20 protein-coding genes, 2 tRNA genes and 2 pseudogenes are annotated in these 23,316 nt (G+C 44.8%); 14 read left to right on the plus strand and 10 right to left on the minus strand.

The annotated features are described in order from the left end of the window. Positions 1–15: 15 nt before the first annotated feature. A complete protein-coding gene (locus tag SYN_RS15230) occupies positions 16–3,276 on the minus strand; it encodes a methyltransferase domain-containing protein (RefSeq protein ID WP_011417276.1) in 3,261 nt (1,086 codons plus the stop codon). A gap of 332 nt (positions 3,277–3,608) precedes the next feature. Between SYN_RS15230 and SYN_RS06485 the strand changes: the two genes are divergently transcribed. The 3 genes from SYN_RS06485 to SYN_RS06495 all read left to right on the plus strand — a co-directional run bounded on the left by SYN_RS06485 (position 3,609) and on the right by SYN_RS06495 (position 6,325). Further along, positions 3,609–3,824 (plus strand): hypothetical protein, encoded by a 216-nt coding sequence (locus tag SYN_RS06485; RefSeq protein ID WP_041584819.1) that lies wholly within the window; start codon positions 3,609–3,611, stop codon positions 3,822–3,824. Between the two features lie 45 nt (positions 3,825–3,869). Then, positions 3,870–5,354 carry an HD domain-containing phosphohydrolase gene (locus tag SYN_RS15235; RefSeq protein WP_011417277.1) on the plus strand — a complete coding sequence of 495 codons (1,485 nt, stop codon included), beginning with the start codon at positions 3,870–3,872 and terminating at the stop codon, positions 5,352–5,354. Between the two features lie 164 nt (positions 5,355–5,518). Next, entirely contained in the window at positions 5,519–6,325 is an 807-nt protein-coding gene (locus tag SYN_RS06495; RefSeq protein WP_011417278.1) for a lytic transglycosylase domain-containing protein, read from the plus strand. Here the strand turns inward: SYN_RS06495 and trmFO are convergent. Genes trmFO through dprA form a run of 3 tightly spaced genes read right to left on the minus strand, consistent with a single transcriptional unit; the run spans position 6,322 to position 11,151 of the window. Continuing rightward, complete coding sequence (gene trmFO / locus SYN_RS06500) at positions 6,322–7,647, minus strand: methylenetetrahydrofolate--tRNA-(uracil(54)-C(5))-methyltransferase (FADH(2)-oxidizing) TrmFO (RefSeq protein WP_011417279.1); 1,326 nt, start codon at positions 7,645–7,647, stop codon at positions 6,322–6,324. The genes SYN_RS06495 and trmFO overlap by 4 nt on opposite strands. 25 nt (positions 7,648–7,672) lie before the next feature. Beyond that, positions 7,673–9,982, minus strand: a complete 2,310-nt coding sequence (gene topA / locus SYN_RS06505) for a type I DNA topoisomerase (RefSeq protein WP_011417280.1) — start codon at positions 9,980–9,982, stop codon at positions 7,673–7,675. Beyond that, positions 9,967–11,151 (minus strand): DNA-processing protein DprA, encoded by a 1,185-nt coding sequence (dprA, locus tag SYN_RS06510; protein ID WP_011417281.1) that lies wholly within the window; start codon positions 11,149–11,151, stop codon positions 9,967–9,969. Before dprA ends, topA begins: the two co-directional genes overlap by 16 nt. A gap of 471 nt (positions 11,152–11,622) precedes the next feature. On the opposite strand from dprA, the gene SYN_RS06515 reads away from it, so the two are divergent. From SYN_RS06515 to SYN_RS17030, 3 genes are all read left to right on the plus strand, one after another. Next, a tRNA-Arg gene (locus tag SYN_RS06515) sits at positions 11,623–11,699 on the plus strand. A gap of 9 nt (positions 11,700–11,708) precedes the next feature. After that, positions 11,709–11,785: transfer RNA gene (locus tag SYN_RS06520), tRNA-His, on the plus strand. A gap of 1,117 nt (positions 11,786–12,902) precedes the next feature. Next, positions 12,903–13,211 (plus strand): cysteine hydrolase family protein, encoded by a 309-nt coding sequence (locus SYN_RS17030; protein ID WP_083756456.1) that lies wholly within the window; start codon positions 12,903–12,905, stop codon positions 13,209–13,211. Here SYN_RS17030 and SYN_RS16050 read toward each other — a convergent pair. Then, positions 13,196–14,328 (minus strand): IS630 family transposase gene (locus SYN_RS16050; RefSeq protein WP_148202487.1). Its coding sequence is split into 2 segments (ribosomal slippage): positions 13,196–13,899 and positions 13,899–14,328, totalling 1,134 coding nucleotides; the frame shifts between segments, so codons are not numbered across the junction. The genes SYN_RS17030 and SYN_RS16050 overlap by 16 nt on opposite strands. Positions 14,329–14,397: 69 nt before the next feature. Here SYN_RS16050 and SYN_RS17035 point away from each other — a divergent pair. The 5 genes from SYN_RS17035 to SYN_RS06555 all read left to right on the plus strand — a co-directional run bounded on the left by SYN_RS17035 (position 14,398) and on the right by SYN_RS06555 (position 16,586). Continuing rightward, positions 14,398–14,607: an isochorismatase family protein gene (locus SYN_RS17035; RefSeq protein ID WP_158302941.1), complete on the plus strand. Its 210-nt coding sequence runs from the start codon at positions 14,398–14,400 to the stop codon at positions 14,605–14,607. A gap of 59 nt (positions 14,608–14,666) precedes the next feature. After that, a complete protein-coding gene (locus tag SYN_RS06540; protein WP_011417284.1) occupies positions 14,667–15,566 on the plus strand; it encodes an argininosuccinate synthase domain-containing protein in 900 nt (299 codons plus the stop codon). 4 nt (positions 15,567–15,570) lie between these two features. Continuing rightward, positions 15,571–15,792, plus strand: a complete 222-nt coding sequence (locus SYN_RS16780; protein WP_041584821.1) for an argininosuccinate synthase domain-containing protein — start codon at positions 15,571–15,573, stop codon at positions 15,790–15,792. Positions 15,793–15,918: 126 nt separating this feature from the next. Next, entirely contained in the window at positions 15,919–16,218 is a 300-nt protein-coding gene (locus SYN_RS06550; protein WP_011417285.1) for a hypothetical protein, read from the plus strand. A gap of 23 nt (positions 16,219–16,241) precedes the next feature. Next, positions 16,242–16,586: a hypothetical protein gene (locus tag SYN_RS06555; RefSeq protein ID WP_011417286.1), complete on the plus strand. Its 345-nt coding sequence runs from the start codon at positions 16,242–16,244 to the stop codon at positions 16,584–16,586. A 96-nt stretch (positions 16,587–16,682) separates the two neighbouring features. Here the strand turns inward: SYN_RS06555 and SYN_RS06560 are convergent, their stop codons facing one another. Both SYN_RS06560 and SYN_RS06565 read right to left on the minus strand, forming a co-directional pair. After that, positions 16,683–17,915: a hypothetical protein gene (locus SYN_RS06560; protein ID WP_011417287.1), complete on the minus strand. Its 1,233-nt coding sequence runs from the start codon at positions 17,913–17,915 to the stop codon at positions 16,683–16,685. 58 nt (positions 17,916–17,973) lie between these two features. Further along, positions 17,974–19,584 carry an integrase catalytic domain-containing protein gene (locus SYN_RS06565; protein ID WP_158302942.1) on the minus strand — a complete coding sequence of 537 codons (1,611 nt, stop codon included), beginning with the start codon at positions 19,582–19,584 and terminating at the stop codon, positions 17,974–17,976. Between the two features lie 171 nt (positions 19,585–19,755). Here SYN_RS06565 and SYN_RS15775 point away from each other — a divergent pair, with 171 nt between their 5' ends. Then, positions 19,756–20,190, plus strand: coding sequence for an SPASM domain-containing protein (locus SYN_RS15775; RefSeq protein WP_083756458.1), 435 nt, complete (start codon positions 19,756–19,758; stop codon positions 20,188–20,190). Positions 20,191–20,257: 67 nt separating this feature from the next. Here the strand turns inward: SYN_RS15775 and SYN_RS15780 are convergent, their stop codons facing one another. The 3 genes from SYN_RS15780 to SYN_RS06580 form a co-directional block, all read right to left on the minus strand. After that, entirely contained in the window at positions 20,258–20,449 is a 192-nt protein-coding gene (locus SYN_RS15780; protein ID WP_083756459.1) for a rubredoxin, read from the minus strand. 183 nt (positions 20,450–20,632) lie between these two features. Further along, positions 20,633–20,851 carry a hypothetical protein gene (locus tag SYN_RS06575; protein WP_041584823.1) on the minus strand — a complete coding sequence of 73 codons (219 nt, stop codon included), beginning with the start codon at positions 20,849–20,851 and terminating at the stop codon, positions 20,633–20,635. Between the two features lie 67 nt (positions 20,852–20,918). Continuing rightward, positions 20,919–21,113 carry a rubredoxin gene (locus SYN_RS06580; protein WP_011417291.1) on the minus strand — a complete coding sequence of 65 codons (195 nt, stop codon included), beginning with the start codon at positions 21,111–21,113 and terminating at the stop codon, positions 20,919–20,921. 514 nt (positions 21,114–21,627) lie between these two features. On the opposite strand from SYN_RS06580, the pseudogene SYN_RS17040 reads away from it, so the two are divergent. Continuing rightward, positions 21,628–21,774 (plus strand): annotated as a pseudogene (locus tag SYN_RS17040) (hypothetical protein); the annotation flags it as partial. Positions 21,775–22,025: 251 nt separating this feature from the next. Continuing rightward, positions 22,026–23,231 (plus strand): annotated as a pseudogene (locus SYN_RS06585) (ISL3 family transposase). Positions 23,232–23,316: the final 85 nt, after the last annotated feature.

Genomic DNA, 23,316 nt, shown 5'->3' on the forward strand with positions numbered 1-23,316 from the left:
CTGTTGCTGCATTTCTTAAGCGATTCCGACGACCTTAAGCATATACTTTGGTATATGGAAAGGAAGATCGTAAGGCTGCTCTTCTACATTCAGGAAACCGGCTTCTTTCATGGCATAGATCATATGTTCTGCATCCCAGAGACTGCGATGTACATTATAGGGGTTAAGATCTTTTTGTATAGAACCATAAATATACTGATTAAATAACTGGAAATTCATCTCGCCTTGCTGAAAAGAAGAAAGGATTTCCTTCATATTGGGTACCGCTACTGTAAGTTTTCCTCCTTGTCTCAAGATACGTCGCATCTCTTTGAGGATTTCCAGGACTTCTGGAATATAAAAATGTTCTAACGTACCGCAGCTTAATATTTCATCGACACTGCGGTCAGAAAAGTTGAGTCCCTTTGTAATATCAGCTACAATATCAACATTTGGTAGAGCCCTGATATCTACATTAAGAAATCCATTTCCATAGGGAAATTCGCCTCCACAAATATCAAGTTTGATTGGCCCTTCTGGGAAGTTCTTAAAGTTGTGACTTTTGCGTTTTTGATCTGATTCTATAGCCTTAGCATATGTCTGTCGAACATATTGAATCGACAAGCCCTGTATATCCACAGGGCGCTGAATTTGGTGAACCTTCATGGCTATAAGTCTCATCGATGGTTCATCCTGCGCGTGATAATCTGTAGGCTCTTCTTGACAAATTTCCCGGAAACCAAATTCTTGAAGTATTTCTGCAAGATTTTGAAATGTGTAGCCAAAATGATGATAGTCCCCGGGGTGTCTCTGAAGGCCGAAGACATTATTGATCCTGAATTTCTTTCCTTCCATGTACTCTTTGATAGTTGCATCAAAGTCCGGACATTCGATGACTAATGTACCGCCTTCCTCGAGAACACGATTCCATTCAAAAACCGCCTCTAGAAAAACGTGGCGGGGAAGATGTTCAATCATATGATATGTTTCAATTCTGGAAACGGTTCCTGCAGGGAAAGGAAGTCGACGACTATCGCAGAGAAGATCAACGGCGGAAGAGGGGATGATGTCAATATTTAAAAAACCATCCAATCTGCGCTGACCACATCCAAGGTGAAGATTCAGTGGCTGTATTGTGGGCATTTCCTTTCTGTCGTTGCCTTCCATATATCCCGTTCCTACTACAAAATTCCAATGTGCGGCGCTGCTGACTTCAATACCATCCGGCTCACGCATACCGCGAACTGAAAAACGAGGGAAGAAGCCAAGCAGGAGATTTCTGAAATCATCGAGCCGCCAGGCGATCTTATGATCGGGATCATTCAAGTGCATCATGGGGATACCGATAACAACTCTTTTCCGCGCCACTCGTTTTGCTTCAAGAATCAATGGTACAGGATCGCTGAAATGTTCTATGATATGATCTAGAACAACCGTATCGAAAGATTGATCAGAAAAAGGAAGTTGCTTTGCGTCTCCCTGAACAAATCTCAACTCAGGATGATTCTTTATCGCATCCTCGTATCCCCAATCCGTCAACTCCATGCCTGTCAAATCGAGAGACGGATTGTGTCTTTTCATGATAACGGTGGAGTCCCCGTTGGCGCACCCTACATCCAAGGTGGAGCCTATGCATTGTTCTGCGGTGACTTCTTTCAATCGTCGAATTCGATCGGTGTTCAGTTTTCCCTTCACCGGCGCCCATACTTTTTCCATATAAAAATTCTTCACCCGCTTTTCCAGCTTGTTCTCATCGATTGAAAGAATGTGCCGGATAATCTTTTGAGCTACTTTCTTGAAAGAATATGATTCGACAACTTCAAGCCCTTGTTTTCTTATGTGTTGTCTATAAAAATTATCTTCGAAGAGACGATGAAGAATTTGGTCCAGCTCTGCCGGTGAACTGTAGGTTAGTAAGGCTTCTCCAAAAATTTTTCCTGCACCGGAAAGTGAATCCGAAATCACGACACCTCCGGAAGCCATGACATCAAGAATTCGCGGATTGAGAAAGCCTTCGCGACGCATGTCATCATGATGGTCGTTCAGTACAACTCTCGAAGAGGCATACAAATCGGGGAGTTTTTTATTGTCAAAGTAAATGCCGCGTATACATTTCTCAGGAAGGATTCCGTCCCATCCCTCGCCCCATACTTCGAGATGATCCAACCAGTTCTTTCCAAGTGCTAAGAGATCTTGAATGATTCTTCTTCCCTTGCCTTGCTTGCCATTGGCAACAAAAACAATATCATGCGCCAGTTCCCTGACTCTCAGAGGGGGGCGTTTGGCCGTGCCGCCTATTAGAAGCTCACATTTCCGGTCCATAGTTTTGATCTTTTCAAGAAAATGCGGAGACAGACAGAAAATATGATCGTATAGGGAGAGGAATTGAGGCGTTATCATATCAGGATGACTGTGTATCCATAAAATATTGTATGTTGGCTCTTCAATATTTTTAATTGGGATGCCATGCAGATGAATCAGTATCTTGGGTTCCTTGCTTGAGATAATGGCCCCTTCTGTTGAGAGCGCTTCGGCCAATTCTTTACCAAACCAATGATCGCCCCATCTTAATTTTCTTAAAGGATCTTTTTCCAGAAGATCGGACGCAGAGAGAATAGAAATCGGCAAACGCTTGAGTTTTTCTTTTCTTACAATGAGATCATTGAGAGTTTGAAGCTCTCCATTATGAGATCTTTGCTTCAATAGGGGAATTAAAAGATCTTTCGCAACTGTTACGTTCCCTTCGTCAATATAAAATTTTATTATCTTTTCAATGGGGTATTTATCTGAATGAATAGCATCACGAAATTCGCCAATTAATCTTTGCTGGACTTCCAGAAAATTATGGTCCTGGCCATACGCCTGTATGAACTTAACAAGATAATCCTTGGCAAGGCTGAATTCTCCACTCTGCAGATGACAATTTACAATTGAGATTAATGTTTCCGGTCTGTTATCGCCGGAGTTAAAAATTTTTTTAAAAATCTTAGCAGCGGTGGCATAATTTTCGTTTTTTATCAGGCAGAGGGCAAGATTATTCAATGATTCTTTATAGTCCTCGTGAATTGAAAGAGCTTTGTAAAATAAGTTTATGGCTTGTTGAAGATTATCTTGACTGAAATAAACAACCCCCAAGTTATTAATTGCTTCATGGTTACAAGGATCAGCCGCAATAATTTGCTCAAAACAATTTTTTGCCCCTAATAAGTTGTTTTGATTGAAAAAAATTTCTCCTTTTTGAAACAACCTCTTTATCTCGGTCTCGTTTGTCTGAAAATTTGTATCATTGTTCAACATGGCATTAAATATTAACTCCCAACAATAATTTCATATGCAAGAATGGCAGGTTTATTGTCACGATCTGGCTTCAACTCAGTTTTTTTTCGTCCAGAGTCTTCCTTTTCAAGACCATCTTTAAATTTAATTTTTTTTTGGCACTTTTCTTGTGTCCACAAATGTAAACAGGATTTTTTATGCAGCCATAAAAAGCAATAAAAGATCCATTCATAAAAAAATTTATTTTTTAGTGTGAAAAAAGGGAGATGATTTGGTGAAAAAATCTAAAGTATTTTAGATTTTGACCGATCCAATTGTTGGGTTAACAGGAACTCAAGAAGAAAGGTGGCGCCATGACGATATCAAGTTATAAGGTTGATAGCGTAATTAAAGCATATAACAAGCAAACTCAGACTACCTTTAAAAATCACATTCAAAACGGTATTGGCATTAATAAATTTCATCGTGATTCTGTAGCGATCTCTTGTGCGCCTGTTGACAAGTCGGCAACCTTTGAAAAAATATCATATAATATTTGCGATCTTATTTTGAAAAGTGTGGGGTGTTGATCCAGGAATTTAACATGATGGGAATTATCCTGTAAGGGAAAACCAATGATGGAGCGTGCACTGAAAATCGAGAATTATTCGACCGATCAAAAAAGGATCCTGATTGTTGATGATTATCCACAACTGCGGACAGTCGTCAAAGAGGCATTGGAACGAGAAGGAAATTATGAAGTCAATGAAGCTGAAAATGGTTTAGAAGCCTTGAAACTTCTCCAGAACGCTGACTATGACATGATCATCAGTGATGTGATGATGCCGGGGATGGGTGGAATTGATTTGTTGAAAAGTATTAAGGAGGTCCGGTCTAATGCGGTGACGATCATGATTACGGCGTATCCGGCAGTTGAAACGACCGTTTCGGCCATTAAAAAAGGCGCCATAGACTTTATAAAAAAACCTTTCGATATCGATGAGCTGTTGTTTAAAGTGAATTTATATTTGCGTAAAAAGCAGACTGTATCCAATCGGGAATCAGAAAAGGATATAAAACACTTTTTCTTGGGAGATGAGCCTGATGAATTATTGCTTTATAATTACATTTATGACGCCATAGAAAATTCCTTTGGTGATAATAATTTCATTTTTGAGAATGTTGTCGAGTTGGCAATGCAGATTGTCGGAGGAAAAGATTGTGCGCTTCTCCTTTATGAAGAGGATGAGCAACAGTTTCATCCCCAAATCATTTCCGGAATTGATCCTGAAACTTACAATTTAAAGATCTTGCCCCATATTTCAGATATATTTAAAGAGGTAGCGGATGCCAAGGGGGCGGTTGTTGTCCACTCCGATGAAAATCCCGGAGTATCGCCTTCTTTGATCTGTGCCCCATTAATGATCAGGAATAAGGTATTCGGTATTTTAAGTATAAGGAAAAAAGGGCGGGGAGAGCGGTTCTCTAAGAAGGAACTGAATTATATATTAATTTTGACCAAGCGTTCTTCACTCAATGTCGAAAATAAGATCCTGTATGAAAGTCTTTACCGGAGTCTTTTGGATACGTTTAAATCATTGGTTGCGTCCATACAGGTTCGTGATTCTTATACTGAGGAACATTCCTGTCGGGTTACGGAGTTGGCGGTGAATGTGGCAAGAAGCATGGGCTGCACATCAGAGGATATCGAGAGCATACGAATTGCAGGAATGCTGCATGATATCGGCAAGATTGCCATTCCCGACAGGATTTTGCTCAAGCCTGATAAACTCATGGATTATGAATATCAGGTCATCAAAAGTCATCCCGGCATAGGGGAACGGATATTAAAGCCAGTCATGCTTCTGGAAAAAGAAAGAAAAATTATCCTGCACCATCATGAACGTTACGATGGGAAAGGATATCCCAATGGACTTTCGGGTGAAAATATCCCTTTTTTATCCAGGTTGCTGGCCATTGCGGATTCTTATGACGCAATGACAAACAATCGCCCATATCGATATGCCATGCCAATCGATGATGCTATTGGTGAACTTAGGAAAAACAGCAATCAGCAATTTGACGGACATATTGTCGAATGTTTTTTACAAAACATATAATCAACTGAACCAGTTTATGCATATTGTTTAGGTGATGCTCATTAATGGCCTCATGAAAAATTCTCGTGTGGTGACTCCAGTTGTTTTTACTCAAGTTGAATTCCTACTCATATTTTTGTGAGGCCATTAATGAGCTCGAAATGAAATGATAAGTAATTTCAGAAATGTCGATTATATCTTCTAAAACTGTCTCTTTTAAAAAATACCCCTATCCGTTTGAACTTCAAACAGCGTCTGGCCGATTAAATCAAAAAAATATTAAAGATTCTCGCTTCGGCGGGATATTGAAGGAAACCATGAGGTCTGGAAATACAAGACCGGTATCTACAGGAGATAGTGTTTCTTCTTCAGATCAAAAAAGGATGGAAATCCTGCTTCAACGTGTTGAGATCAGGATGGATGAACATCTGCTGAACATGATATCGGAGAATCCGGAAACAAGTAAAAATATAATCGAATGGACGTTTGACATATTTTCCGGATATTCTTCAATCCTCGCCACAGATGAAGACGTGTCAATATCTCTGCATAATGAACAAATAAGTGACGCTCAATTTAATAAAAATGATTACGATGCCGTCATTAAGAAGGCATCTGGCATATATAATGTGAATCCTGACTTGATAAGAAGTGTCATTGAAGCTGAGAGCAATTTTAATTCAAACTGCACATCATCAAAAGGCGCCATGGGTTTGATGCAGTTGATGCCTGAGACAGCAAATGATCTGGGAGTCAGAAATGCCTATGATCCAGAGGAAAACATCATGGCGGGCACACGCTATCTCAAGGGACTGCTGGACCGTTACCATGGGAATGTACGATTGGCGCTGGCAGCCTATAACTGGGGGATGGGCAACCTGGAGAAATGTCCCGGAAAAATGCCCCTGGAAACAAGAAATTATGTCGAAAGAGTGACTGCAAGCTATTTAAGTGAAGAGGAACCAAAGAGAAGCAGCTTAATGATGATCTAATGTTCTGCTGAAGTTTCCGACTGCCATCTTGCCAGGGATTCGAGAGCGCGATGGGCATACCTTTCTCCCCGCTCTCTTTTTTTTACTTTTCCAGGTAGGGGAGAAACCAATCCCCAATTGATGTTCATGGGCTGGAACTGTTTACTGTCTGTATCCGTGATGTGATTCAAAAGCGCTCCCATAGCGGTTTCCGGGGGAGGGGGAAGGAAGGATTTTCCCTTATGAAATTCGGATACACTCAATCCTGCCATCAGTCCCATCGCTGTTGATTCAATATAGCCTTCAACGCCGGTTATCTGGCCGGCGAAAAAAATATGCTCAGCGGTTTTTAATTGCAGGGTTTTTTCCAGAAGGGCAGGGGAATTGATGAATGTATTCCGATGGATGCTTCCGTATCTGGCAAATTCGGCATTCCCGAGACCGGGGATCATTCTGAAGATTCGGCGCTGTTCCGTCCAGGTCAGCTTGGTTTGAAAGCCGACGATATTGAAAAGGGTTGCTTCCCTGTTCTCCTGACGAAGTTGTATCACCGCGTAAGGCTGCTTGCCAGTTTTAGGATCGACTATACCGACCGGTTTCATTGGACCGAAAAGCAGCGTTGAGACCCCGCGGCCTGCAATAACTTCAATGGGAAGGCACCCCTCAAAATACTTGTAATCCTCGAAATCTCGAAGAGAAACGGTCTGCCCCTCCGTCAGAGTTTTCCAGAAAAGTTCATACTCCTCTTTTCCCATGGAGCAGTTTAAATAGTCGCCTTGGCCGTCATCATCATATCTTGAAGCCCTGAACACTTTTTCGTAATCGATCGAATCCGCTTCAATGACGGGGGATATTGCATCGTAAAAGTAGAGATAGGAATTTCCGGTTATTCCGGCGATGCTCTGGGATAAGCTGTCGGAGGTCAGTGGACCCGTCGCGATAATCACCAGACCGTCCGCTGGAATGTCAGTTATTTCCTGATGAATAATGGTCAGTTTGGGAAATTCCTTCAGTTTTTTCTCAATGAACTTCGAGAAAGCGCGACGGTCTACAGCTAAAGCCCTTCCGGCCGGAACCGAGGTGGCATCAGCCGCACTCATTATCAGCGAGTTCATGCGGCGCATTTCCTCTTTAAGCGTGCCAGCAGCATTTTCAATGATATTAGAGCGAAGTGAATTACTGCAAACCAGTTCTGCAAGATGACTGGACCGATGGGCCGGGGAAAAATTTACCGGCTTCATCTCATAGAGGGTGACAGAATGACCCTTATTGAGAAGCTGCCAGGCAGCCTCACAACCGGCCAGGCCGCCGCCGATAATGGCTATGGAATCATTTTTGCTCAATTAGTTCCCTTTAAAATGCAAGAATTTATGACTGGTCATCCCTGTATCCACAATCCTTGTTGGGACAGGCCTTATAGCTTCCTTCTGTGCGAGAGTATTTTTCGACCAGAAACGGGGAATTGCACTGAGGACAGGGCTCCGGTATCGGCTTGTCCCAGACAGCAAAGGTGCAATTCGGGTAGTTGGAACAGCCAAAAAAACTTCTTCCCTTTTTTGTGCGCTTTTCGATTATCTCGCCGTCACATCCTTCCTGTGGACATTTCACACCAAGACTGATAGGCATCGTGTGCTTACAGTCAGGATAGCCGGAGCATCCCAGAAAACGACCGAATCTGCCATGCTTAATGAGCATATTCTTCCCGCATTTCGGGCAAACCGTATCTGTCATTTCACCTCCCTTGGCACTTCTTTCGACACCTTCGCCCTGCTCGATATTTCTTGTATTTTTGCATGCGGGATAGTTGGAGCAGGCAATGAATTTACCGTTTTTACCCCATTTTATGACCATTGGACTCTGACATTTTTCACATATCAGATCGGTGGGGGTCTCTTCCCGCTTGATATTTTTCATTTCGAGCCTGGCTTTGCTGAGGTCTTCCTCGAAAGGAGCATAAAATTCCTGCAACGTTTCGATGCGTTTCTGCTTTCCCTCTTCAATCAGGTCGAGCTGGTTTTCCAAGGAAGCCGTGAAAGAAACGTCCATAACCTTGGGGAAGTTTTTTACCAGAAGTTCCGTAACGATCGTTCCCAGTTCGGTAGGATGGAACTTTCCCTGTTCAAGCCGGGCATAATTCCGGTCCTGAATGGTGCTCAGAATTGCCGCATAAGTGCTCGGCCTTCCAATGCCTTGTTCTTCGAGTTCACGAACCAGTGAGGCTTCTGAAAATCTGGGAGGGGGTTGCGTGAATTTCTGTTCCGGCGTGATTTTCAAGAGAGTAAGCCGTTCCCCTTCATTCAAGTCCGGCAGAATTTTTCCCGACTCCATTTCCTCATTCTGTTCCTTGTCTTCTTTGCCCTCGGTATACACAATGGTATAACCGGGGAACTTGAGAATCGCCCCTTGGGCGCGGAATGTATAAAAATCCGCGGAAACTTCAACCGTTGTTTGATCATAAAGAGCCGGATTCATCTGACTTGCCACGAAGCGATTCCAGATCAACTGATAAAGACGGAATTGATCGGCACTCAGAAAGTGCTTGATTTTCTGAGGATTGTAGTTCATCGACGAGGGACGGATGGCTTCGTGGGCATCCTGCGTTTTCCCTTTGCTTTTAAAGAAACGTGCTTTTGCAGGCAGAAATGGAGGATCGTAGTTTTCACGGATGTAAGATCGGACCTCCTTCAGAGCATCCTCGGCGATCCGCACGGAATCCGTCCTCATGTAGGTAATGAGGCCGACAGGGCCTTCTTCACCGAGTTCAATCCCTTCGTAAAGCTTCTGTGCAGTCGCCATGGTTTTTTTTGCAGAGAAACGCAGCAAACGTGAGGCTTCCTGTTGCAGCTTGCTCGTTGTGAAAGGAGGCAGGGATTCTTTCTTGACCTCTTTTTTTTCAAGTTTGCTGACAACAAACTGCGGCTGCAAATCCCGATCTTCAGATAGATTGATAGTTGGTTTTGAGCCGGATTTGACGCCTCCCGATAAGCGAGACACAATCTCGTTGGCCTGAGCTTCATTCTTTACTTTTGCCTTTTTGCCGGTGATCTTGATGAGTCTGGCTTCAAAGGGCGGGGGGGTGACGCCTTTCAACTGAACGGAAATGTTCCAGTATTCTTCGGGGATGAAGCGTTTGATCTCCTCTTCCCGGTCGCAGATCATCCGGACAGCTACCGACTGGACGCGCCCCGCACTGAGTCCTCTTTTTACTTTTTCCCATAAGATGGGGCTGATCTGATAACCGACCAGCCGGTCAAGGATGCGTCTGGTCTGTTGCGCTTCATATTTATTGAAGTCCAGCTTACCGGGATGGTTGATTGCATCCAGTATCGTATTTTTAGTCAGATCGTTGAACAGAACACGATAAATTTCCTTGTTCTTGGCTTTGATTTCTTCCGCGATGTGCCAGGCAATTGCCTCCCCTTCACGATCCGGATCGGGTGCAAGAAAGATGCGGCTGACATTTTTCGCTGCCTTCTTTAAATCGGCAATGACCTTTTTCTTGTCATCGATGACGCTGTATGTCGGCTGAAACTCATTCTGGGGATCGATGCCCAGCGTCTTCTTGGGCAGGTCCTTGATATGTCCCTTCGAAGCCAGGACCTCATAGTCCGCACCGAGATATTTTTTTAGAGTTTTTACCTTTGTGGGAGATTCAACGATAATCAGGGAATCCGGCATGATTGCTCCTTACGTTTATAAAGCTTTCCCGGCAACTGCAAGATCGCTTCGTACAGTTCCAGATTCAAGAGACAATTCAATGTCTCATTGATGTTTAATCCAGACTTCTCAATAATCAAATCGATATCGACAGGTTTGTCCGTCAGGAGATTGAAAATGAGCGCTTCGTTTTCACTGAAAGAAGGAAAGATGGAAGCAGCAGAACAGGATCTGGTTTCACAGGAGACTTTCTTCTCTGATGTTTCTGTGTTCTTTTCCTGCTCGTTCAGGAGATTATTTTCTCGCCGTCGTTCGATCTGAGGAATTATTTCTTCCAGGATGTCGCCAACATTTTCAATCAGCTTCGCTCCCTCTTTTATCAATTTGTGACTGCCCCTTGAGCCGTGGGAGTCTATATTCCCCGGAACGGCAAAGACTTCCCGCCCCTGCTCCAGGGCTATTCGCGCCGTGATTAAAGAACCGCTCCGTTCATTGGCTTCAACTATGACGACACCCAGGGAAAGACCGCTGATGATTCGGTTGCGCAGGGGGAAATTAGGGGCATTGGGCGGAGTCCCGAGTGCCAACTCGGAAATGACAGCGCCGTCAGCAGCAATTTTTTCATAAAGATTTTTATTTTCGGGAGGATAAACGATATCAAGACCGCATCCCAATACGGCGATTGTCCTGCCCCGACCCGCCAAAGCCCCCCTGTGCGCTGCAGAGTCGATGCCTCTGGCCATTCCGCTGACCACAGTGATTCCATTCAAGGCCAGCTCCCTGGCCAGTCTTTCTGTCGTGAAGACTCCATAAGTGCTGGCCGTTCGTGATCCAACCAGAGCGATATTCAGATCATCATTCTTCAGCATTCCTTTAACGTAGAGAATTGGAGGGTAATCATAAATAGTTTTCAGCAGTGAAGGGTAATGCCTGTCATGAAAGGTGATTACATGAATATTCAATTGTTGAAGCTTTTTCAAATCATATTCCAGCCTTCGCCACTCATGAAATGCCTTGATGCGCGATGCCGTCTTCGGACCGATTCCAGGGACTGACATCAGATCCTGATAGGAGGCGTGAAAGACATCATGGGGAAATTTAAAGGCATCCATTAAAGATCTGAATCCCAAGTTTCCGATCCCATTGACGGATCGTAAGGCCATCCAGTATATCAGTTCATCATTTTCCATATAACTTTTTTAGGCCCTGAAATGACATGCGTTTTTTCTTTTTTCAAACGGCCTGATTTCGGGAGAAATTTTGATTTCATTGTATTACAAATAACAGACCGAAGCTGCGGCTGCATTTCAAAATTGAAGAATAATCTTCCCAAGATCAAGGACAGACCAGCAAACTAATTGCCGATAATGAGAGGAACAAAGATAAATATTTTCCAACCATTTTCTCCTGGTGGTCAACGAAAGTGAGAACTTTATCGATTAAATTTCATGTGTCAAGCATTTTCGTAATAACTGATGATTTGCTGCAGCCTGCAGTTTTAAAAAATGTATGCATATCAATGTCGCTGGCGGTTATGAAATGAGGACGAAGATTGCGACATTACATTGAATGTTGAAACTCATGATATATTGGGCCTTGACAAAAAAATAAAAGCAGTTTAGAAACGAACCTCCCCGATAAAGGTTTGTTCTTGTCTCAATGCGCCAGTAGCTCAGCTGGATAGAGCAACGGACTTCTAATCCGTAGGTCCCGGGTTCGAATCCCTGCTGGCGTACCATATACTATGGTGGGTGTAGCTCAAATGGTCAGAGTGCCGGGTTGTGGCCCCGGAGGTTGAGGGTTCAAGTCCCTTCACTCACCCCATAATACATTGATAGATATCAATGGGTTAAATTGAAAAAGGCTCCCTTAAAGAGAGCCTTTTTTCGTTTTCCATCCATTATCAATAGGACTCAGTGTTACAGGAATGATGGGTATTTTTAATAATATTGATAATTATAACGTTTGCTGATCTTCGATAAATGTTCCAGACATCATCAGACTCCATCCGTAAGCTCAACACAAACGATTTGCTGCAGAAATATGCTCTATGAAAAAATAAAAACAGCCGGTTGATGTTAAACATCAACTAATCGTAACATCAATGAAGTTTGGTTACTCATTCAATGGAATTTGGTGTAAACATGACCATATCGGAGGCAGGTACCCGCTTCGTTCCCACATCCTTGCCGCCTCCTCGATGGATATCCCCTCTGGCTTGCAATGTTCACCGTCCCGCTCTCGGGGCCGTAACATGCGGCAGCCATAAGGCCGGGCCGGCCAAGGCAGCTCGCAGCCGTTCTCCTGCTGGAAGATGCAGCCCACCTTCCGCTGAGGATCTTTGTAATGTGGCCGAACCACCCGTGCCATTATATTCCAGTCCAAAAGCAGTACGATAGTATACCTGCCGCTGACCAAGGCCTCCTTGACCGCCTCCGCTGATCCGAAATCTGGCGGCAGACAGTGACCGGGCTGCAAGCTACAGCATCTTCCTCGGCAGCGTGAGCACATCTCAGTCTCCCGGTAGCCTTCCATATTTCCCTCCACAGTCTTGATTAAATTATGACTCAATTCCAAAAAGCGAACTATCTTAACAAAGATAAGAAGTCAAGAATCACATAAAACGTAAAAATATCAATAAATCAACTGCTCCAATTCATTTACCATGACGGCCAAACCTTCTGCGATTATAGAACTGGTCACTCAAGTCATCAGGTTTAAGAGATAAAGTTTTTTTGGCAAGGAAACGGAGAGGATGATGATTTTCCGTTACTGATCTCTGTATAAAACAGAAGCTGCTCTATCCGCAGTTTTCTCAAGAGATTTCAAATAATCATTGCATCTGCTTTTACATCTGTTATCTTTATGTGTTATTAATGACATAATTATACTTCCACATTTATGTGAGTTGGGTAATTCAATAATATGAGTCAGCAATCATCTGCTTTGCGTCGACTTGCAGGAAGAGCACTTTACCGCCGGATGTCCGCTCTGGCTGCCAAGCGGCACTCTTGTCCTGGCAAACAAAGTCAAACTGGTCAATACAGCCCGAAGGATCGGAATTGCACTAGTGCATGTTCGTCATGTGAGCCAGAATCCAAATGCTTCAATGTTCGCACATAACAGAAAATATTTTGAATTCGTTTGTGATGTTTCGCCCCTGGACGGGGAGTATGTCGTTACAAAATCTGGACTGGGCGCTTTTTATGACAATGATCTAGTACCACGTAACTTCTATAAATTCGGATAAAGACGTTTCAGCTTGATCCGAGCGTCTGAGGTAGTAAATTGCCAATCAATTATTTTGGAGCTGTTGTTTCGGTCTCTTTCCCATGCATCCACTTCGGCCTGCATGGTTTCCATGTCGGCGATCCGTCGATCAAGGCATTGACCATTCAGAACGCTGAGTTCAATTTCTGCCATGTTGAGCCAGCTTCCATGCTTCGGCGTATAATGGATGTCAAGCCGTTCCGCCAGGCGTCTGGCCTCCTTGGGCTCAAATGTTTCATAGAGTGAGGCGATATTGTGCGTATTCAAATTGTCCATAACCAGTCGCACTTTGATTGCGTCAGGATAGCGTTCATCAAGCATCTGTTTGATCTGCAACGCCCAATCCTTCCTGGTGCGGCGTTCCGTCACCGCCACATGTCTTTTGCCCGCCAACGGTTCCACTTCCATGAATATTTCTGCGACGCCGTTTCTGACGTATTCGTCGTCAACGCGCACCGGTTGTCCCGGTTTGCACGGTATCGGCTCACGGACTTCTCCGATCATTTGCTTGCAAGACTCGTCCATGCATACCACCGGATAATCAGCATCATATGGCAGATGGTAGACTTCCAAAAGATCCTCCATCGCGGCTACAAATGCTGCGCTTCCTTTCGGCGGGATTTTCCAGTACTTGCTGAGGTGAGGTCTAAGTTCGTTTTTTTTAAAATCCGCTGCACAGTCATATGCGATATGGATGGAGCGATGTTCAGCTCGACAACCTTATCGGCAAGAAGTCTGACTGTCCATCGTTGGTGTCCCTCGGGAGCCTCTGAGCAAGCCAAGGCGATCAGCCTTGCTTCAAATGCACCGTCAAACAAGATTTCTCTTGGCGGTTTTTCCCGTGGTTTGCGCTCCATCGCAGATTCAAGGCCATCCGTTACAAACCGCTTTTTTAAATGTTCAATCGTGCGGCTTGTTATTCCAAGCGCCTTTGCAATGTCGGCAACATTCCATGCCGGCCCATCAATTCCGGCGTCACAAAGCAATAAAGCCCGGGCATGTATAACTCTTCTCGCGTGTGTTTTTCCACGTCGTGTTAATGCCTCCAATTCTTTACGATCATCCTGGGTCAATGTTACTCGATATCTTGGTGACATGGCGACCTCCTTTATCATGGTGTCACCAGTGTATCACACTTTATACAAAAGCGAACTATAATATGTTACGTGGTACTAGATACGTTCTTACATTCACTCGAAGCAATACATCTTTTCCTCTGTGGTCTGCTGTCTTTCATGTGCGCTGCCACGACAGCCTGTGAGGCTTATGCACGAGGGTACAGCGTTTTATTTGTTCGTAATGCTACAGCATCGATTCCAATTAGTGGTGTGTCTGCTGAAATGATCCATAAAGTGGTTTGTGCGATTCAGGGATGAATGTTTTCCACGATCATGAGTACTGACGATGCTATACGGCTTCTGAGAGGTGAGACAAAGTGATCAAACAACATTATCGTGCTATCGCTTTCTACTCCGGCGGGGTCGATTCAACGATAGCCCCGCTCCTCGCTTTGGAAGATCTCGATCTGCGCCGGGAAGACATGCTGTTACTTTATGTCGACCTGGGAGGGGCTGTTGACAGGGTGAACAGGGCTGAGCAGCGAGCGAAAATCCTCGGAATAGATTTTATCGCCATTGATGGCCGAGCTGACTTCGCCCGTGATTACTTGTCGCAGGCTATTTTATTGAATGGGTCGTACTGGGGATACCCATTGATCACCCCCCTATCCCGAGCATTCATGGTCGAGGCGGCTGCTTCGTTACTCACTTTTGGGAACGGCGAAACACGCTACCTGGTTAACCGCTGCACTCGATACCAGAATACGCGTTACCGGCTTGAGAAGCATTGTGCTAAGTATCCTCACTTTGCGGCGCTTGCTCCATTCATGCATCGCAGCATTAGTCGTCCGGAAAAGATCGAACTTCTTCGTCGAAATGGTATAGAACCCGGGCGTGGCGCTGAAATCGCTGAGGATGAGAACCTGTGGGGATGTGCTCTGGAAGGCGCGCCTCTGAACGACCTCAGCGATATCGAGATGAAGAAGGTGTTCCGAGTTACACAGGACATTTGGCCACCGTCACACACCTCCGATCGCTTTACGCTTCATTTTGCTGATGGATTGCCAATTGCCATTGATGGTAAGTTTATGCCGCTTAACGATATCATCGAACAGTGTGGGCAATTCGGTGCAAAGCATGGGGTAGGCAGGATTGTCATTTTCGAGGATACCGTTCCGGAACTTGGATACAAGCAGCGGGGTGTTTTTGAATCACCAGCCAGTACAATTCTTTATGCCGCTCATCGATTCATCGAGGATGCAGTCCACACACACTGATCGCATGCTCAAACGAGACATTGACCAGCAATGGGCGGAAATTGTTTATCGTGGAGAGTGGTTCGATGCAAATCGCCGCGAATTGTCAGCAGTTGGCCGCAGCTTCCAGTCCTGCGTATCTGGAGATGTGGAAATCGAGGTCTTTCTCGCGCATGTCCGGATCACGAATGCGGCTATTCCTCACTGTCAGCCCCTCGGTCCGCAATCTATAACAGGCGAAGATTAACCGGCTAAAGAACGCCCGCAAACATCTGGAGGCGGCCTGAAGTCATAGTTTCGTTTAGACTCATTGAAGCAGGACTGGCTTCCTCCAAATTTTAGATGAAAACATTGATTCATGAGGAGTTGATTCATGAGAAGACAGACAGAACATGCCATAAAATTACAGGATATGTATGCCAAAGAAGATGGAAGATTGAAGGGAAAAGATAGATGGGAGAAATTTCCTTTGTTCTGGTTTCATTTGTTTCTGTCTTACAAGTGTACAAGAAGATGTGTCTATTGTTATGCATTTAATCAGGTGGGCGATGATAATGCAATGGAAATGGATGAACACATTTTTTCAAGATTATCGGAGTGGATACCTGAAGTATGGAAAGTCAATAACGTTAAAGTCAATTCCATTATTTTCCTTGGGGGGAACCTCTGCTGAGAACGGATAGGATCAAGAAAGTTATGGATTCTGTATATGAAAATACGGATGGCATGCAGGCATCTCTTTATACGAATGGAGATTTAATCGATTCCGTAAACTGGGAAAATCTGGAAGATATCCAATATATGATATCGAACATCACAGATATCTCGATTGAAGAATTAGCGAAAAGGATGAAGATCATAAGTGAAAGATCCAATGTGATCGGTCAGACAATCGTCGCTACACTGGATGATTATAACCTGGCGAGGCTTCTCGATATCTCAAAATTCGGAGTAGAAAATGGATATCCTTTAAGATACCAGAGGGATATGTACCGGGGATTGGATATGGAATACGGAAAAATGCTCTTAAAGCAATATTGATGAGCGACAATTATAACTCCCGCCGTATTGCCTCACCTGAAAAGCTTACCCAAGAGGATCGTTGCCTCATTCCAAATCTTACCGAACATACTTTATTCAATCATCTTCCTGACATTTTTCCCAGGTTACTCTGTCCTTTATGTTGTCAATCAAAAAGCGTATGCCCTGGTTATCGGAGGGATTGAGCCACAGCATCCGTTCAAAATTCCGTGCAGCCTCGATGAAACGACCCAGACGCCAGAGGCAGATCCCATACCCGTGCATGCAGCGAAGAAATGGCCGGTTATCAATGAACCCCCAAGGGAGTAAGCCATTAAAATCAGGCCCCAGGGAGAGCTCACCGATGCGCAGGCCCACCTCGTAATGATGTATCGCCACGTTGGGAGTACGGTCGAATACGAAGTTTCCCAGATGCGCGAGTGCATCCAGGCAACGTAGATCTTCCTGACAGAGTCCCATCAGGATCTTGAAGGCGGCCTCAGGGTCTCCGGTATTCTTGAGATCATTGGACCTGCAGATCGGGTCGTCGCCAAAGTCGTCGGGTTTCATACCCGGCAAGACCTGCTCCATTTCGAATGCCTGCCGCGCACCGTATGCGATGATTGGTTTTGCCCATTCCTCGATCGGCTCATCTTCTTCGCCCCAGTAATGCTCTTCCGGGGTCCATGTGCCGACGTTCTCAAGCTCAAGGGGGACAAGTCCCAGTGCCGCTACATTAAGCCGTTTCGAGTCGATTTTGCCGGCAAGATAGGTGTGGCCGGCAAAGTTCCACCTCTTTCCCTGTCTGACCGTTATGATTTCTCCAGGAATCATGTCCCAGGTTCGACCTGTGCGGAAAGTCACGATGAGATCGCTCTTCAGGAGGCGGCACCGCGCTGACTGTTGCTTGACCGAGAGCACAACGAGCTCGACGGAATCTTCCTGGCCAAGACCGGCATCTTTCTCTCTGCGGCGAGGCTCCCGGTAGGAAGAGGCAGATTCAGGAGGAAACGGGTCGAGCCCCAGCCACTTCCGGTAGCAGGCCAGGTAACGGTAACCCTTCGATTGCCTGGGAAACACGACATCTGTCGCCGCCACAATATGCCTGGTGCCATCCATACGCCGACACGTCGCGGTTAAACCACGCCGCTCATTTCCGTCATAGTCAATTTCAAGCACTGCAACTGGCTCACCGATGACGATTCCATCGCAAGGGAAGCTGATTTCGTCTTCCATGACCTGCCTGAATGCCCAGAGTTGTTCATCATCGCCGTAAGCATCAACGGTGATTTCCTCAATAAGTTCGTCCAGGGCTGCCAAGTCTTTACCGGAGTCATCTGCTTTTTTCATTTGTCATCCTCCGCACCCTGTTTTTGCAACGTTTAAGCTGCTGGGGTAAGAATTACGATCATTTTCCAGGAAGTTCATCAATTTGTATTTTTGCTCCAAGTGGTCGTGGTAGCCCTTCTTGAAGAAGTTGTCCCTCTTCAAGCCATCGATGATCAAAGGTAAGAATCGCCTTGGCTCGCCACTCTTGAATACGCCTTTGCAAGGTTCGCAGCTGGCCATCGGAGTATTGGTCAGGATAGAGTATCTGGAGTTCACGCAAGATTGATTTTGCCGTTCGTTCCGGATTTTTTTCTAGTCGTCCACAGATCTCAGCCCATACGGATTGAAAGGGATCCTTACGTGTACGCCAGGTATGAGGAGCTCGCACAGCTTTCGTTCGATGGTATTTGCACTTCTGCGGTTCAGGATTACTTGGCACCATATCAGAAATGCTATTTCTGTCATTCTGCGCGGAATGATTCAACTCAATTCTGTTAAATTCTATCTCAGCAAGCCGAACTGTGCTATTTATCCCCGCAGGTGGTTCTCCCGTCTGCAATACAGTATGTTTCCAAAGTGCATCCTGCAGGATTCTCAGCTGACGAAGAAGTTCTACAGGATCAAGAGCCAAGTAGATCGTATTAAGGCTTTCGGTCGCCTCGGCACCCCGTGCCGCACATAAGCGCTGGAAGGGGGTTTTTGCCGGGCAGTAGATTTTTTGTATTCTGGCTCCACTGCGGTGCTTTTCATGAAGCTTCATCGACGGCTGGAAAAAGTTAACATAGAGCCGCACCGCCCGGTAGAGTTCCCTCAACTGGAGAAAGGCCCCTTCTCCTTCAAATCGATCATAGCCGACCAACTGCCTTACGACCACCCCGTTTTTCTGCTCCACATAACATTGGTCGTTCTTCTTATAGGCACGCCCTCTTGTAAATGTGATTTTCTCACGCTCACAGTAAGCCAAGAGTTCCGCATTGATAAATTCACTGCCATTGTCTGTATCCAGACCAAGAAGCGGAAAGGGCAATATCTTACGGATGTAATCAAGGCTTTCAATGACAGCATGCCGACTGCGGAACAAAAGAGGTAGGCATTCCACCCAGCCGGTAGCAATGTCAGTTAGCACAAGGGTGTTGAGATAAGCTCCTTCGGTGCTTTGTCCACAATGGGCCACAAGATCGGCCTGAAAAAAACCTGGCTCCGTTTCGTTCCAATCCGAAAATGTACGAACCAAAATCTGTTTTTTGAGAAGAATGCCGGATTTTGTTGTACAGGCACCTTGGGGAGCTGACTTTCTAAAAGGACGTAAAACTCGGTCAATGGTTGCCGGATTTATGGAAAGTAATTGGCTTCTGACTTTCTCCGTAACCTCCAGATGTCCATGGCGCTCCATGGCAGGCACAAGTTCTTCAAGAAACGGTGCAAGCCGCTTGGAGCCAATGAAATTGGCCGCTCCCCATAAAATCTGCAGCGCTTCCTGCACTTCAGTGCCATAACTACGCTGTCTCTGTCTCTGAATAGAAACCACAGGCGCCACGGCCGGCATGGAAAGCAACCGGATTGCATATTTCCTGGCATAGCCACTTGAGGCAATAAACTCATTTAGAATAATTGATTTCTGTTCGCGGCTGGCTTCTCTGTAGCGGGAAACCACCTGAGAAAGCAACTCTCTTCTGGATTGAAAACTCATTCTCAGCCTCACGATACCCCCCCTTTTTGCTTTTTCATGAAACAGCATGGGGACATTATGGGTTACATTTCTCGTGAGGCAACTGCTCTATGAAAGGAAGATTTCAGGTGAGGCAATGCGAACGGGAAAAATAGTTGACGTTCATCACAATATAATGAGTTATGCGATTTATTGGAAAATTATATTATCCGAGGATATGATGTTAGAACAACTTTCCTGTTGGATTTTTTGATTCCTGAATGGGATTTTGAGCCTTCTCCCTATCTTTGTGGAAAAAGACTTGCTACGGTGCATCCTGATGGAACAGTTGCCTCATGTATTCGAGAACATTCATTTAAATCGGGAACAATTTTTGACGCAGATCCTTTAAAAGCAATACAATGCGATCTATATCATAATGATTTCGGAGAACCGGACATTCCAGAAGAGTGCAGACGGTGTGACGTCAGAACAGCTTGTCAGGGAGGATGTCCGCAAGATAAGTTATTGCTGACCGGTACGAGGGCAGGAAAATCTGTTTTATGTGAGATACACAGAGAAATTATTCCAAAGTTAAGATACTTAAACCATCTAAAAAAAATCAGGGTTCCTCGAGACCACAATTGAGCGCTTCAAGGACTATCTTTCCCGTGGCCCTTTCCCAACGAGGAACCCCGGCAGACGATCTGTGGGCTCACGAGCCATAAGGATTACGTATTACTTTAACGTTGGAGACTTTAAAATTTGATTTTGCCGAGCTGCATGTCGGGCATGTCCAGTCGGCGGGAAGATTATCAAAAGCGGTACCTGTCGGGATATTGGACTTTGGGTCTCCTTTGTCAGGATCATAAATATGCTGGCAGACTGAACACCTGTATTTTTCCATTTTCCCCTCTCTTTCCGTGGCACCGGCCACTCTTTTAATAAAAAAAGTTTCAGGTCCTCATCGCTTGACTATTCCCGTTTCTTCTTCTGCCACATCGATGAAAACTTCGTTGGCGGTAATTTCGATTTTACCAGCCTCCGGTATTCCATGAGTGCAGCCCAGTCAATCGGGTAATGTAATCACTTATCCCTTCATCTCGGTTTCCGCCGCCTCACAGATTTCATCAAGTGCTGATGCAACATCAGCTCCGGCGAGCGTGATGCCTTTTTTAAAAATGAAGCCAGGTTCTATTCTGATTATCTTTCCAGATTCACACTGTATATCTGAATTTTGAACGGCAACCCAGGAACCATCTTCTTGCTTCTTGAATTCTTTAATCGAAATTTTATTAATCTTTTCCATTTTGTCTCTCCTTTTCAAAATATATTTAATAATTTAGTTATATTAAATAGTTATCGATCGCAGGAGCTTACTTGGATGCATAAGGGTTGCGTATTTCTTTGACTCTTGAGATTTTAAACTTGGATTTTGCCGCGCCACAAGACGGGCATGTCCAGTCGATAGGGAGATCTTCAAAGGCGGTGCCTGCCGGGATGTCGCCCCTGGTGTCTCCTTTGTCAGGATCGTAGATATATTGGCAGATTGAACACCTGTATTTTTCCATTTCCCCTCTATTTCCTTGATACCGGCCACTGTTGGTAATCTTAATTTTTTACATTGCATTTATTATATCATTTATGACATGTCAAGCAATTAGTAAAATTAAGTCATTTAGGGCATAAATATGATTAGATAATTGAGGAAAAGGCGAAGAATGGTCATTGCACCCCTTAAGGTTATGAATAACCATTCGAAAAATTGAAGGATAGTTGATGCCCGGTCCTTTTGGGGATACAAAAAGCTTGAAGATCAGCCTGAAATACGCAATTTGTCTTGTAAAAAATAGAGAGTGTAAAGGTTCTGATCTGCTGATGGCGAAGACCATGGCCTTTTCGAACACATGAACTTGAGATACTTAAAACAGGAACCATTTTGGCTGAGCTTAATCGAGTGATCAGCTAAGTGGCAGAAAACAGGACAGTGGCAGACCTGAGGATTGGTCTGGGTTACATTGGTGACAGCCTGGATAATTGAGCCACAGGAATTGCGGCCAACTTGAGTGATGCACACCACTCACGGCTGCATTTTTCCGCAATACACCAGTGACTCATTTGGGCGGAGCGATTTTGACAGATTCTGCGCGGGGTATGCAGATTATCTCTGAAGGTGGCGGAACACCTGTACCTCGATTTTATCAGCGGTTTATGAACGTGAGCTGGCTATAGCGCCGCATCTTTATCGTAAATTGTTGCTTTATTCTCAATTACAACTTGCCTGTTCATTTTTATAAAGCTCATTTTTCTATCCCAAGAAGTCAGGATTTTTTCATTCGTAAAGACAATTATAATCAAATCAAGAGCAATCAACTTTTGGTTCATCCGGTTAATGAGTACCTTGGTATTGCATAAAATCACATGGACATGGCAAGAGCCCTGTTGTTTGAGACCAATCGAACAACAAAAGGAGGCTCCAGACCATGTCCACATCGGTTCTTTATCATGCTTTCAATCTGAAGGGTATTACTTATAGAGCAACACGCTTCACGGGTGACGTCATCGAATATTTTGCAGATGTGAAAGAAGAATACATTCGCTGTCCAAAGTGCGGGCAGCGTAAATTTACCTTTAAAGGACAGAAAACACGGAGTTTTCATCTGGGACCTATGGGGCGTAAGAGGTGTTTGCTTGTACTTTCCCTTCATCGAATAAAATGCAACACTTGCGACACCCTTTGGTGGCCCGATCTGCCTTTTATGGTGGGGAAGCATAGATTTGCCCGATCCTTTGCTCTGATTGTTCTGGATCTGCTTCGATTCGGCACGATTCGCTGGGTTGCCGATTACCTCGGCGTGGGTTGGGATATGATCAAAGAGATTCATAAGTTGAAATTGCAGCGCCTCTATCGGAACATTCCTCTTCATAAAGTTCGGTATATCGGCATTGATGAATTCAGCATCCGGAAAGGCCATGAGTACATGACCACGGTGATGGATCTCTCCGAAGGACGAATCCTTTACGCCACTGAGGGAAAGGGCAAGGAGGGGATTTTACCCTTCCTGAAAAAACTTGCACGCAAGGGGAAAAAACTGCGAGCGGTTGCAATGGACATGGGAATTTCCTTCTTCTCCGCCGTCCGGGAAGCCCTTCCCAATATCGATGTCGTCTTCGACCGTTACCATATTATGGCTCTGATGAATCAAGGCATCGAAAACTTGCGCAGAAATCATCAGAAAGAACTTGATGATATCGGGAAGCAAACCCTCAAGGGAAACCGCTTCCTCCTTTTGCGAAATTATGATTCCCTGAAGCCGGACCATAAGGAACGTCTCGATGCCCTGATGCAGGCCAATCAGCCTCTATTCGTCATGCATTCCATGAAAGAGCAACTCAGACTCTTCTGAGAAATACCGGAGTACGCCCAGGCTGTTACCTTCCTTGACACCTGGTGTAAGGACGCCATGCTGTCCGGAATCAAAGAACTCGTCAAAGTAGCCAAAACGCTCTCCGGATACAGGACTGCGATACTCAATTATTTCAAACATCACATTACAAATGCCGCCCTTGAGGGCACAAACAACAAAATTAAAACTTTAAAAAGGCAGGCCTATGGATTCCGGGATATGGAATACTTCAAACTCCGCCTCTATCACCTGCATACTCAGAGGTACTCATTAACCGGATGAACCCAACTTTTGACTGTTCCGAGTGGGAATTTTTTAAAATGAAAATAAGCCATCCAAAACTGGATAGGAATGGAAAGAAAAAGGA

The sequence above is a fragment of the Syntrophus aciditrophicus SB genome (genome assembly GCF_000013405.1).
Lineage (GTDB): Bacteria > Desulfobacterota > Syntrophia > Syntrophales > Syntrophaceae > Syntrophus > Syntrophus aciditrophicus.